The organism is Streptomyces sp. NPDC002680, assembly GCF_042889145.1.
Lineage (GTDB): Bacteria > Actinomycetota > Actinomycetes > Streptomycetales > Streptomycetaceae > Streptomyces > Streptomyces adonidis.
Window position 1 is genome coordinate 235,807 of sequence record NZ_JBIAQP010000002.1, and the last position, 12,200, is coordinate 248,006.

Consider the following 12,200-nt stretch of genomic DNA (forward strand, 5'->3'; position numbering starts at 1 on the left):
CCGCCCGTCAGTTCCCGAGCATTCCGGCCCACAGTTCGGGGAAGTCCGGGAGGGTCTTCGCCGTCGTCGCCACGTTCTCGATCCGTACGTCCTTCACCGCCAGACCGATGATCGCACCGGCTGTCGCCATGCGGTGGTCCTCGTACGTGTGGAAGGTGCCGCCGTGCAGGGGGCGCGGGCGGATGTGCAGGCCGTCGGCCGTCTCGGTGACGTCGCCGCCGAGTTCGTTGATCTCCTTGGTCAGGGCCGCCAGGCGGTCCGTCTCGTGGAGGCGGAGGTGGGCCACGCCGGTGAGGGTCGAGGGGGAGTCCGCGAGGGCGGCGACCGCCGCGATGCCCGGGGTCAGCTCGCCGACCTCGCTCAGGTCCACGTCGATGCCGTGGATCGCGCCGGAGCCGGTGAACTCCAGGCCGTACTCCGTCAGTTCGCAGGAGCCGCCCATCTCCGTGAAGATCTCGCGGAGCCGGTCGCCTGGCTGGGTGGTGCGGGCCGGCCAGGCGGGGACCGTCACCTTGCCGCCGGTCACCAGGGCCGCCGCCAGGAAGGGTTGCGCGTTGGAGAGGTCCGGCTCGATGGTCAGGTCCCGGCCGAGCAGCGCGCCCGGGGTGACCCGCCAGACGTTCGGCTCGCCGCCCGACTCCGGGGTGTCGACCTGGGCGCCGACCGAGCGGAGCATGTCGACGGTCATGCGGATGTGGGGGAGCGAGGGGAGGGTCGCGCCGGTGTGGCGGACCTCGACGCCCTGGTTGAAGCGGGGGGCGGAGAGGAGGAGGGCTGACACGAACTGGGATGACGAGGACGCGTCGATCGACACCGGGCCGCCGTCCAGGGCGCCGCTCCCGTGCACGGTGAGGGGGAGTGCGCCTCGGGCGTCGTCGTCGATGCGGGCGCCGAGGGCGCGGAGGGCGTCGATGACGCCGTTGAGGGGGCGTTCGTACGAGCGGGGGTCGCCGTCGAAGCGGATGGGGCCGTCGGCGAGGGCGGCGACCGGGGGGAGGAAGCGCATCACGGTGCCGGCGTTGCCGACGTCCACCGTGGCGGGGCCGCGGAGGCCTGCGGGGAGTACGCGCCAGGTCTCGCCGGAGCCGTCTGGGCCGACGCCCTCCTCGATGCCTACGCCCATGGTGCGGAGGGCGCCGGCCATGAGGAGGGTGTCGCGTGAGCGGAGGGGGCGGCGTAGCCAGCCCGGTTCTGAGGCGAGGGCGGCGAGGACGAGGGCGCGGTTGGTGACTGACTTGGACCCGGGCACGTGGACCGTCGCGTCGACGGCTCCGCTCGCGTGCGGGGCGGGCCAGAGGGCGGTGTCTGCGGGGTTCGGGGCCATACGTTTACTTTAGTGGGCGGCTGTTCCTCGGGTGCGGCGCCGTTGTGGCTGGTCGCGCAGTTCCCCGCGCCCCTAAAGACGCTGCCCCTGCGGGGCGCGTCATCCCCCGAGCCCCGCATTCCTCCAGCCCCCGTCTCATACCTCCAGCAGCCAGCGCCCCCCGCCTATCAGTGAGCACAGGCTCACCGCGTGGAACAGGAACAGCCACAGGCCCGCCGGGACGTGGGTCAGCCTCGACAACTGGTCTGCGTCCGAGTCGCCTGCTCCGCCCCTGCGGCGTTTCGCCTGGAGTTCGAAGGCCGGGCGGACCCCGCCCAGGAGGAGGAACCAGACCACCGCGTAGGCGAAGGCCGCCTGGATCTGGGGGCCGGTCAGCCAGGAGACCGCCAGGAAGGTGCCGCCCGAGATGAACACCGTGAGGGCGCCGTACGCGTTGCGGATCATCACCAGCATCGCCACGAGCAGGACCGTGGCCAGCCACAGGAGGGCCGTGATGTGGCCGGCGGCCAGCAGGGCGGCGCCGCCCAGGCCCAGCAGCGGGGGAGCCGTGTAGCCGAACGCGGCCGTCAGGATCATGCCTATGCCGTGCGGCTTGCCCCGGCTGACCGTGAGGCCGCTGGTGTCGGAGTGCAGGCGGATGCCGGTCAGGGTACGGCCGGTCAGCAGCGCCACCAGGCCGTGGCCGCCCTCGTGCGCGATGGTGATCGCGTTGCGCGATATGCGCCACACGGGATGCGGAACGGTCACGGCGAGCGCGGCCACCAGGGTCGCGATCACCACCCACAGGTCGGGGTCGGGCTGGCTGCCGAAGATCTCGTCCCAGAGGCCGGCCAGCGAGGTGGATGCGGTGCTTTCCATTGTCGGCGGGGGCTCCCTAGCGTCGCTTCGAATCTGGCAGTGTGGCACGTATGTGCGGTAGGTATGCAGCGAGTCGTGCGCCCGAGGATCTCGCAGGAGTCTTTGAGATCGACAAGTGGGATCCCGAGGAGACACTCGCCCCCGACTACAACGTGGCCCCGACCAAAGAGGTCTACGCGGTACTCGACCGTCCTCTGAAGGACGCCGACAGTCCGAAACCGGTTCGGCAGCTCCGGAAGTTGAAATGGGGGCTTGTGCCGTCCTGGGCCAAGACGCCCGAAGGCGGCGCCCGGATGATCAACGCGCGCGCCGAGACCGTCCACGAGAAGCCCTCGTACCGGCGGGCCTTCACCACCCGGCGCTGCATCCTGCCCGCCGACGGCTACTACGAGTGGGTCACCGGGGTCGGCGAGCGGGAGCTGGAGGTCGAGGGGAAGAAGAAGCGGCCCCGCAAGCAGCCGTACTTCGTGACGCCCGCCGACGGGTCGGTCTTCGCGATGGCGGGCCTGTACGAGTTCTGGCGGGACCGGACCCTGCCCGACGACCACCCGCAGGCCTGGTGGGTGACGTGCTCGGTCATCACCACCGAGGCCGAGACCTCCCCGCTCGCGGTCGGCCCCGCCGAGGGCCCGCGCGCCCTCGCCGACATCCACCCCCGGATGCCCCTGATGCTCACTCCCAACCACTGGGACGCCTGGCTCGACCCGGCCCGCACCGACGTGGACGACCTGCTCGAGCTGCTCGCGCCGCCGCCCGCCGGGCTGATGCGCGCGTACCCCGTCTCCACGGCCGTCAGCAACGTCCGCAACAACGGACCGGAGCTGCTGACCGAGCTGGAGGGCCCCGAGGAGGGCACACTCTTCTGACGTGAGCCCAACACGTATCGAAACTGTCGAGACCGACGCGGGCACCGCTCGCATCACCTGGCACCCGGCCCCGCACCCCCGCCTCGTCCTCGCCGTCAGTCATGGCGCCGGCGGGGGCATCGAGGCCCGGGATCTCCAGTCGCTCGCCGGGGAGCTGCCCGCGCACGGCGTCACCGTGGCGCTCGTCGAGCAGCCCTGGCGGGTGGCCGGGAAGAAGGTGGCGCCCGCGCCGAAGACGCTGGACGTGGGGTGGCGGGGGATCTGGCCCGCGCTGGCGAAGCCCGGGCTGCCGGTGATCGCCGGCGGGCGCAGCGCCGGGGCCCGCGTGGCCTGTCGTACGGCCGAGGAACTGGGCGCGGTGGCCGTGCTCGCGCTCTCCTTCCCGCTGCACCCGCCGGGCAGGCCCGAGAAGTCGCGGGCCGACGAGCTGCTCGGGGCCGGGGTGCCCACCCTTGTCGTCCAGGGCGGCAACGATCCGTTCGGGAAGCCGGACGAGTTCCCGGCGGGGGACTTCGAGTTGGCGGAGGTGCCGTACGGCGATCATGGTTTCGCCGTGCCGAAACGGGCACTCGTGGGGCAGGAGGAGGCGGTGGCGGTGATCACCTCGCGGGTCGTGGAGTGGACCGCGTCACTCGGGTGACGGCCGGGAATGCCGGGCGGCGGACCAATGTTGTGCGGATCAGATACCACAAGCGTGTGGTGACCGTTCGTACGAGAGGAAGTCCGCCGCATGGGTTCGACCATCTGCCCGAATCGCCGCAGCAGTGCTGACCTGGACTGGACGGTCCTGCACGCGGCGAAGACCGCCCCTATTCGGGCGGCGGGCGGACACGATGTTCGTCTATCCTCCGATTCGAGTGGGATCGGTTTCGGTCTCGCCACGTCACTGGAGGAGGTGGGTCCGGTCACTGGGACCGACGCAGGGACCGAACACGGCCAGGCGGAGCAGCCCGAGGGCCCGGGCAGGAGTGAGTCGACCGCGGAGCGCAGCGCGCGCTTCGAGCGGGACGCGCTCGAATTCCTCGACCAGATGTACTCGGCCGCGCTGCGCATGACGCGCAACCCGGCCGACGCCGAGGACCTGGTGCAGGAGACGTACGCGAAGGCGTACGCGTCCTTCCACCAGTTCCGTGAGGGCACCAACCTCAAGGCATGGCTGTACCGCATCCTCACGAACACGTTCATCAACTCGTACCGCAAGAAGCAGCGCGAGCCCCAGCGCAGTGCCGCCGAGGAGATCGAGGACTGGCAGCTCGCGCGCGCCGAGTCGCACATGTCGACCGGTCTGCGCTCCGCCGAGTCGCAGGCGCTCGACCACCTGCCCGACTCGGACGTGAAGGCCGCCCTCCAGGCGATCCCGGAGGAATTCCGGATCGCGGTGTATCTCGCGGACGTAGAGGGCTTTGCGTACAAGGAGATCGCGGACATCATGGGGACACCCATCGGTACGGTGATGTCCCGGCTGCACCGCGGCCGTCGCCAGCTGCGCGGCATGCTGGAGGACTACGCCCGTGACCGTGGCCTGGTCCCGGCCGGTGCCGGAGAGTCGAACGAAGCGAAAGGCTCGGGCTCATGAGCTGCGGAGAGCCGCACGAGACGGACTGCAGTGAAGTACTCGATCATCTCTACGAGTTCCTCGACCGGGAGATGCCGGACTCGGACTGCACCAAGTTCGAGGTCCACTTCGAGGAGTGCTCTCCGTGCCTGGAGAAGTACGGGCTCGAACAGGCCGTGAAGAAGCTCGTCAAGCGCTGCTGCGGTCAGGACGACGTGCCGACCGACCTGCGCGCCAAGGTCCTGGGGCGGCTCGACATGATCCGCTCCGGACAGACCGTGCCCGAGCACGACATCGCCACCGAGGGCTGACGCTCTCGAACCGCCATCGGCCCCGCTCAGCGGGGCCGATCGCTGCTTTCCGGCTCGGACGTCCTCAGACGTCCAGGCCGTTCTCGATCCGCTTCAGGCTGTGCCGGGCCAGCGCCAGGTTGCTGCGCGACCGGTCGAGCGCGACGTACAGGAAGAGCGCGCCCTTGCTGCTGGCCAGCGGGCGGATCAGGTGGTACTGCCTGCCCAGCGTGATCAGGATGTCCTCGATGGAGTCGTCCATGTCCAGCGAGGCCAGCGTGCGCATCTTCGACCGTACGACCTCGGTGTTGCCCGCCGCCGCCAGTTCCAGGTCGAGGCCCGGGCCGCCGCCGAGGGTGCCGAGCGACATACCGCTGTCGTAGTCGACGAGCGCCACTCCGAGCGCCCCGTCGACGGTCATGACTTCCTTGAGCGCTGTCTCGATGTTCATTCTTGGTGCCCCAATTCCTCAGTGACGCTGACCGGTCGCTGTCCGTGCAACTACGATCGAACTCCAGCGACTCTCGGGTCGTAAAACATCAACTTTGGTGTGTGTTACGAAAGTTGTCGTTCAAAGTACTGTGCAACGGTCGTACGTGAAGGGGGAATGGCCAAATGGCGACGGCAGTTGAGGCTTCGCTGGCCCGGTTCCTCGATTCCCCCGGCGTCACCGGGGTCGCCCTCGTCGACGCCGTCACCGGCCTCACCTACGGAGCGGCGGGAGACATCGCCGAGGCCGGGGACGGCCAGGAGAGTTCCGAGTTCGCCGCCCTCGTCGCCGACCGGCTGGGCCGGGCGGGTGCCGAGGGCGAACTGGAGAGCGTCGTTACGACCAGCGTGCGCCGCCATCAGGTCCTGCTCGCGGTGGGCCGCCCGGCCGGCGACCCGCTGCTGCTGACCGCCGGACTCGACCGGGAGCGCGCCAACCTCGCGCTCGCCGCGCGCAGTATGGGCGACCTGGCCGACGAGGTGCTGGCATGACCGGCATACCCGGTACGGCCGGACCACGAGCGTGGGTGAGTGCATGAACGCGTCCGCCGCGCGCAACCTGCCCGCGCTGCTCCTGGGGCTGCGCGAGGAGGGGTTCAGCGGCACGGTACGGGTCGCGGGCACGCCTGGTGGCACGATTCACCTGCGCGACGGCCTGGTGGGCGCGGTCGAGACACCGGGCGCGCCGACGGCCACCTCGACCCTGCTGACCTCGGGCCGGATCGACGACGAGGCCTGGCTCGCCGCGTGCGCGGCACAGCCCGACCCCGACCTGCTCGGTGAACGTCTGGTGGCCGACGGGCTGGTGGGCGGCGCCGAACTCGAAGTCATCTGCACGGCCGCCGTGTTCGACGCGGCCTTCGCCATGTCGCTGGGCGCGCCGGGCGGTTGGGAACTGAGCGGCCCGGAACCGGCCCTCCGTGTCCGACCCGGCGTGGAACCACGGCAGCTGACCGACGAGACCACGCGGCGCATCGCGCTGCTCAGCCGTCTGTGGGGCCCTCCGGGCGAACTCGCCCGCGCGCGCCCCACACCGGGTACGGGGGTCGTGGAGGGGCCGCTGTCCGGTCGGCACGAGGACGTTCTGAACCAGGTCAACGGGCGCCGTACGGCCCGGGACATCGCCTTCGCGCTGGGGCGCGGACTGTACGCCGTGATGCTGGACCTGATCCGCATGGAGACGCTCGGGCTCCTCCGATGGGGGACCCCGACCGCATCCGGCGGCCGGCCCAGCACCGCGCCACGCGTCACCCCCGGCCGTACGACGGAAGCCGGCCCGCCGCCGGTGCCGTCGAGAACCGAGCCGCTGCCGAGGCGTATGCCGAGGGGCGGAGAGAGAGGGGGGTAGTGAGTGCGGACGACGGAAGAGATGCCGAAAGCGCTGCCGGAACCGATAGAGGAACCACCGGGGGAACCAACGGGGGAACAGCTGGCGAAACCGCCGACGAAGGCGCCGCGACCCAGAACGATCAGGGTGTGAGCACACCCACTCCGCCCGTACGGAAGCCGCTTCCCGTACGGCCTCCCGCGAATCCCGCCCTACTGGGCCCCACGGCCGAAGAGCTGGCCGCCGACCAACCCTCTGTCGAGACGCTGCGGCGGGTCCGCCATGCGTTGCGCGCTCTTCCGGAGCCCGACTGACCGCAAGGAGTACGTCCCATGGGTCCCCTGAGCCCTCCCCTGAGCGAAGAAAATCCGGAGCCCTCCCAGTCAGCCCAGCTGACCGGCATCCTCACCTCGTTGCGGGACCGGGTGATGGGAGTCTCCGAAAGCGTCCTGTCCACGGTGGACGGACTTCTCGTCGTCGCCGACACGGACTCCGCACACCCCGAGTCGATCGCCGCGCTCGCCGCCGCCACGCTCGGGGTGAGCCGCCGTATCGCCGAGCAGGCGAACGTCGGCGTACTCCGCGAGGTGGTCGCCCGCTGCGGCGCAGGGCACGTCATCGTGCTGGCCGTAGGCGAACGCGCCCTGCTGACCGTCATGGGCGACGACGGGCTGGACATCGCCGCGTTCCAGCGTGAATCCCCGGCCACGGTCGAGGAGTTGACCAAGGTGCTGGCTGCGGATGTGGCGTACTGACACTGACGCTCACGGTTCCCTCTAACGGGCTAATCTGCGGCTCCTGAGGCCTGGGATTCGCCCAATGCCCCGGTATGGTCGCCGCCGGCCGCCCTATCCTCCATGTCCCGGAGCCTGAACAGGCTTGTGCCGAACGCCAGCCCGGCCGGCCCCGGTCCGGGACACGGGGGAGGGAGCGCCATGCGGTCGATCACACCGTGGGCGCGTGTCTACGTCGTCGCTGTCGCCCTGGGGGCCGTCCTCTGCGCGGCGCCCGTCGGGTCCACGCACGCCCCCTGGGGCGCCGTGGCGCTGTTCGCCGCGCTGTGCGCCGCGTGCGAGCAGCTCGCGGTCGGCCGGTTCGGCGGGGGCCGGGGGTACGAGGGCGCGGGCGCCGCCGGTTCCGGGGGTGCCGGTCCGCCCCGGTGGCACACGCCCGTCCTGCTCGCCGGAGCCTTCCTGCTGCCGCCCGCCGCGGCCGCGCTCGTGCCGCTGCCGGGCGCGCTGCTGGTCAGGGGCTCCGAACGCACGCCCTGGCCGCGCCGGCTCTGGCGGGCCGGACAGCTCGGGATCGGCACCTGGACGGCCTCGCGGGTGCACTGGTCGCTCGGCGGCCCTGACGCGGTCGACTCCTCCGGGTTCCCGTACGCGCTGTTCGGCGCCGGGGTGGCCGTGGTCGCGTTCTGCCTGGTCCTGGCCCTGCTCGACGGAGGCATCCTCGCGCTCGCCGAACGGGTGCCGGTGCGGCTGGCCTGGCGGGGACTGTTCGTACGGTCCCTGGTGCCGGTCGGGGTGCACGGCCTCGCCGGGCTGATGATGGCCGTCCTGTGGCGTGGCCCGTACGGACCCGTCGCCGCGCTGCTCGTGCTGCTGCCGATGTGGGTGTCGTGGTGGGTGTTCGCCCAGTACCACCGGGAGCGGGCGGCGCACCAGGCGACGATCCGGGCGCTCGTGCAGGCCGTCGACATCAAGGACGGCTACACGCGCGGGCACAGCGAGCGGGTCGGACAGGCGTCGATGATGATCGCGCGGGAACTGGGCATGGACGACGAGCGGGTGGAAGTCCTGCGGTTCGCCGGAATCCTGCACGACGTGGGCAAGCTGGGCGTTCCCACGCGGCTGCTGCGCAAGGACGGGCCGCTCACCCCGGAGGAGCGCCGGGTGATCGAACTGCACCCGGAGTACGGGCACGAGATCGTCCGGGGGATCGGCTTCCTCGGGGAGGCCAGGTCGGCGATCCTGCACCATCACGAGCGGCTGGACGGGAGCGGATACCCGTACGGGCTCGTCGGGAGCCAGATCCCGGAGTTCGCGCGGGTCGTGGCCGTCGCGGACGCGTTCGACGCGATGACGTCGACACGGTCGTACAGCCGGGCCCGGCCGGTGCCGGTGGCCCTGGCAGAGCTGGAGCGGTGTGCGGGGACGCAGTTCGACCCGGTGATGGTCCGGGCGCTGGTGCGGGCGCTCGGCCGCGGGGGTGGCTGGCATCCGGCGGTCACGGCCGACTCGGCGCACTCCGACGCCGACCGCACGCCGGCCCCCGGGATCCCGGCCCCGCTGGGGTCCACCGCGGGGACGGTGAGATGAGAACACTGGTTCATCTCACCGCCGCTCTCCTGACCCTGCTCTCCCTCGCCCACACCCTCTGGTACGGCCTTGACGAGCGTGCCGTCGCGCTCTGCTTCGGACTGCTCGTGGTCCTCGGGGAGCTGACCCGCTGGAGCGGGCCCGAGTCGCGGGAGATCGCGCCGCTCGCCGCCGCCGGGACGCTGTCGTACGCGCTGCTCGGGGAGGACGCCGGGCGGGCCACGCACCACGGCGCCCTCCAGGTCGTCGCCGTCGTCTTCGCGGCCACCCTCGTCGGCTGTGTGCCGCACGTGGCACGCGGACAGGGGCCGACCGCCGACCACCTGGCCCGGCGTGTCCTCACCGCCGGATTCGCCGCCGTCTGCTTCCAACCCCTCTACAACCAGGGCGTGTTCAAGGCCTGGGGCGGCCCCGCGTACGTCCTGCTGCTCGTCGCGCTGCTCGGGCTCACCGCGCTCTGCGACGCCGTGCTCGCCGCCGCGCTGGCCCACGCGCGCACCGGCTGGCCCTTCGGTCCGCTGCTGCGGGACGAGCTGCGGGCCACGCTGGGCATCGGGACCGCCGTGTGCGCGACCGGGGTGGTCATGGCGCTGGCCGTCGCCGTCGTCGGCCTCTGGGCGCTGCCCGTCTTCTCGCTGCCGCTGCTGCTCACCCAGCTCTCCTTCCGGCGGTACGCGGCCGTGCGGGCCACCTATCGGCAGACCATCGCCTCACTGGCCCGCGCCACCGAGATCGCCGGGTACACCCCGGCCGGGCACGCCCGGCGGGTCGCGGTGCTGAGCACGGCGGTCGGGCGGGAGCTGGGGCTGTCCGAGCCGGAGCTGACCGTGCTGGAGTACGCGGCCCTGATGCACGACATCGGGCAGCTCAGCCTCGTCGACCCGGTCCCGGCCGGCGCCACGGCCGTACTCCCCGTGGCGGAACAGCGCCGGATCGCGCTGCTCGGCGGGGCCGTCGTACGGCAGACGGGGGTGGCCGCCGCGGTCGCCGTGGTCGTGGAACGGCAGGCCGATCCGTACCGGGAGCAGCCGGTCTCCGCGCGGATCGTGCGGGCCGTCAACGCATACGAGGAGAAAGTCCGGGAAGCCGGAGCGGACGGGCCGCTGCGCGCGCTCGAAGAGCTGCGGCTGGGGACCGGCCGGGACTACCAACCCGAGGTCGTGGAATCACTCGCCCGGGTGCTCGCCAGAAATGGCGGCGCCGTCCACGAGCGCATCGGCTGAAGGTGGTGGTGGGAGAGGGGTGGACGGTCTTACGCTGCCCTCGGTTGGGTAACCCATGGGTAATGAGCGCCCCTCCAGCGGTCCGTGGTTGGATGCGAGGGAGAGGCTGTACGGGGGCAGAAGCCGGCCCACTCCACGGCACTGGCAGGCGGGAATCGTGAGGATCTTCGGCAAGGGACGGCACCGGCCCTCCGCCTCATGGCGGCAGGCCACCGACCGCGCGTTCACGCTGATCGGCGACGGGCGGTACGAGGACGCGGGGGCGCTGCTGACACGTGCCGCCGATCTTGAACCGTGGCTGTCCGAGTCCTGGTTCAACCTCGCTCTGCTGCACAAGTTCCGGCACGACTGGGAGCAGGCGCGGGCGGCCGGTCTGCGGGCCGTCGCGCTGCTCGACCGGGAGACCGGGGCCCCCGATTGGTGGAACGTGGGCATCGCCGCCACCGCCCTCCAGGACTGGCCGCTGGCCCGCCGGGCCTGGCAGGCGTACGGGCTGCGGGTGCCCGGGGGCGTCACGGCCGCCGGTGAGCCCGTCGGCATGGACCTGGGCAGCGCGGCCGTACGGCTGTCGCCCGAGGGCGAGGCCGAGGTCGTGTGGGGGCGGCGGCTGGATCCCGCCCGGATCGAGGTGCTGTCGATCCCGCTGCCGTCGTCCGGGCGGCGCTGGGGCGAGGTCGTGCTGCACGACGGGGTGCCGCACGGTGAGCGGACGACTGCCGCCGGGCATTCCTACCCCGTCTTCGACGAGATCGAGCTGTGGGCGCCCTCGCCGGTGCCGACGTGGGTGGTTCTGCTGGAGGCCGCCGCCGAGGAGGACCGGGACGCGTTGGAGAGGCTGGCGTCCGACGCGGGATTCGCCGCCGAGGACTGGTCGTCGTCCGTTCGGTTGCTGTGCCGGATGTGCTCGGAGTCGCGGATGCCGTCCGATGAGGGGGACGGGGAGCATCTCGATCCGCACGATCACAGTGAGCCCGGTCATCCTGGGCCGTTGGGGCATCGTACGGACGGGCAGTTCTGGGCGCCTGAGCGGGAATGTGGCATCGCTGCTCCGGCCTCGCTTGTTCGGGGGTTGCTGGACGGGTGGGTCGCCGACAGTCCTGAGACTCGGGACTGGCGGGATCTCGAAGAGGTTTGTTAGGGCTCGTTGCCGGGTGCTGGTCCGGTGGGGGCTGGTCGCGCAGTTCCCCGCGCCCCTAAGGGTGCCCCTGCGGGGCGGCCCTTAGGGGCGCGTCCCCGTACCCTGTATCCGCAACTCTCTCCCTGTTTGTTTGAGGAAGGCATCGTCGGTCATGGCGCAGCAGGACACCGATCAGCAGCACGCGGGCGTGCTTCCCGTGGACGACGAGGGCTTCGTCATCGACACCGAGGACGGGGAGGAGCGCGAGGCCGCCTGGCGGGAGCGTGGGACCTCGCGGCCCATCACGGTCGTCGGCAACCCGGTGCTGCACAAGGAGTGCCAGGACGTCACCGAGTTCGGCGCGGAGCTCGAGCAGCTGGTCGCGGACATGTTCGCCAGCCAGCGCACCGCCGAGGGCGTGGGCCTGGCCGCCAACCAGATCGGTGTCGATCTGAAGGTCTTCATCTACGACTGCCCCGACGACGAGGGCGCCCGGCACACCGGGGTCATCTGCAACCCCAGGCTCGTCGAGCTGCCCGCCGACCGGCGCCGGCTGGACGACAGCAACGAGGGCTGCCTCTCCGTGCCGACCGCGTACGCGCCGCTCGCCCGGCCCGACTACGCCGAGGTGACCGGACAGGACGAGAAGGGCAACCCGATCAAGGTGCGCGGCACCGGCTACTTCGCACGCTGTTTGCAGCACGAGACCGATCACCTCTACGGGTACCTGTACATCGACCGGCTCTCCAAGCGTGAGCGCAAGGACGCACTGCGTCAGATGGCCGAGAACGAGCCCCGCTACCCCGTGGTCGCGAACGACTGACAACCTC

15 protein-coding genes are annotated in these 12,200 nt (G+C 71.5%); 12 read left to right on the forward strand and 3 right to left on the reverse strand.

Annotated elements, in window-relative coordinates; translation table 11 throughout:
* Positions 1 to 7: 7 nt before the first annotated feature.
* Both aroA and ACFYXF_RS07660 read right to left on the reverse strand, forming a co-directional pair.
* Positions 8 to 1,324, reverse strand: coding sequence for a 3-phosphoshikimate 1-carboxyvinyltransferase (gene aroA / locus ACFYXF_RS07655; protein ID WP_389348652.1), 1,317 nt, complete (start codon positions 1,322 to 1,324; stop codon positions 8 to 10).
* Positions 1,325 to 1,459: 135 nt separating this feature from the next.
* Positions 1,460 to 2,182, reverse strand: a complete 723-nt coding sequence (locus ACFYXF_RS07660; RefSeq protein ID WP_389348653.1) for a M50 family metallopeptidase — start codon at positions 2,180 to 2,182, stop codon at positions 1,460 to 1,462.
* Between the two features lie 50 nt (positions 2,183 to 2,232).
* On the opposite strand from ACFYXF_RS07660, the gene ACFYXF_RS07665 reads away from it, so the two are divergent.
* The 4 genes from ACFYXF_RS07665 to rsrA all read left to right on the forward strand — a co-directional run bounded on the left by ACFYXF_RS07665 (position 2,233) and on the right by rsrA (position 4,914).
* Positions 2,233 to 3,048 carry an SOS response-associated peptidase gene (locus ACFYXF_RS07665; RefSeq protein ID WP_389348654.1) on the forward strand — a complete coding sequence of 272 codons (816 nt, stop codon included), beginning with the start codon at positions 2,233 to 2,235 and terminating at the stop codon, positions 3,046 to 3,048.
* Between the two features lies 1 nt (position 3,049).
* Positions 3,050 to 3,688, forward strand: coding sequence for an alpha/beta family hydrolase (locus ACFYXF_RS07670; protein ID WP_389348655.1), 639 nt, complete (start codon positions 3,050 to 3,052; stop codon positions 3,686 to 3,688).
* A gap of 255 nt (positions 3,689 to 3,943) precedes the next feature.
* Positions 3,944 to 4,624: an RNA polymerase sigma factor SigR gene (gene sigR / locus ACFYXF_RS07675; protein WP_389348656.1), complete on the forward strand. Its 681-nt coding sequence runs from the start codon at positions 3,944 to 3,946 to the stop codon at positions 4,622 to 4,624.
* On the forward strand, positions 4,621 to 4,914 hold the full coding sequence (gene rsrA / locus ACFYXF_RS07680) for a mycothiol system anti-sigma-R factor (protein WP_389348657.1): 294 nt from the start codon (positions 4,621 to 4,623) through the stop codon (positions 4,912 to 4,914). The genes sigR and rsrA overlap by 4 nt, the downstream gene beginning before the upstream one ends.
* Before the next feature lie 64 nt (positions 4,915 to 4,978).
* Here the strand turns inward: rsrA and ACFYXF_RS07685 are convergent, their stop codons facing one another.
* Complete coding sequence (locus ACFYXF_RS07685; RefSeq protein ID WP_389348658.1) at positions 4,979 to 5,344, reverse strand: hypothetical protein; 366 nt, start codon at positions 5,342 to 5,344, stop codon at positions 4,979 to 4,981.
* Between the two features lie 164 nt (positions 5,345 to 5,508).
* Between ACFYXF_RS07685 and ACFYXF_RS07690 the strand changes: the two genes are divergently transcribed.
* From ACFYXF_RS07690 to def, 8 genes are all read left to right on the forward strand, one after another.
* Positions 5,509 to 5,874 (forward strand): hypothetical protein, encoded by a 366-nt coding sequence (locus tag ACFYXF_RS07690; protein WP_389348659.1) that lies wholly within the window; start codon positions 5,509 to 5,511, stop codon positions 5,872 to 5,874.
* A gap of 43 nt (positions 5,875 to 5,917) precedes the next feature.
* Positions 5,918 to 6,730, forward strand: coding sequence for a hypothetical protein (locus tag ACFYXF_RS07695; protein WP_389348660.1), 813 nt, complete (start codon positions 5,918 to 5,920; stop codon positions 6,728 to 6,730).
* A gap of 128 nt (positions 6,731 to 6,858) precedes the next feature.
* Positions 6,859 to 7,023, forward strand: coding sequence for a hypothetical protein (locus ACFYXF_RS07700; RefSeq protein WP_389348661.1), 165 nt, complete (start codon positions 6,859 to 6,861; stop codon positions 7,021 to 7,023).
* Positions 7,024 to 7,041: 18 nt separating this feature from the next.
* A complete protein-coding gene (locus ACFYXF_RS07705; protein ID WP_389348662.1) occupies positions 7,042 to 7,464 on the forward strand; it encodes a roadblock/LC7 domain-containing protein in 423 nt (140 codons plus the stop codon).
* 180 nt (positions 7,465 to 7,644) lie between these two features.
* Positions 7,645 to 9,030, forward strand: a complete 1,386-nt coding sequence (locus ACFYXF_RS07710; RefSeq protein ID WP_389348663.1) for an HD-GYP domain-containing protein — start codon at positions 7,645 to 7,647, stop codon at positions 9,028 to 9,030.
* The gene (locus ACFYXF_RS07715; RefSeq protein WP_389348664.1) at positions 9,027 to 10,253 is read left to right on the forward strand and encodes an HD-GYP domain-containing protein; all 1,227 of its coding nucleotides are present in this window, start codon (positions 9,027 to 9,029) and stop codon (positions 10,251 to 10,253) included. The genes ACFYXF_RS07710 and ACFYXF_RS07715 overlap by 4 nt, the downstream gene beginning before the upstream one ends.
* Before the next feature lie 157 nt (positions 10,254 to 10,410).
* Positions 10,411 to 11,391, forward strand: coding sequence for a tetratricopeptide repeat protein (locus ACFYXF_RS07720; RefSeq protein ID WP_389348665.1), 981 nt, complete (start codon positions 10,411 to 10,413; stop codon positions 11,389 to 11,391).
* A gap of 151 nt (positions 11,392 to 11,542) precedes the next feature.
* Positions 11,543 to 12,193 carry a peptide deformylase gene (gene def / locus ACFYXF_RS07725; RefSeq protein ID WP_389348666.1) on the forward strand — a complete coding sequence of 217 codons (651 nt, stop codon included), beginning with the start codon at positions 11,543 to 11,545 and terminating at the stop codon, positions 12,191 to 12,193.
* Positions 12,194 to 12,200: the final 7 nt, after the last annotated feature.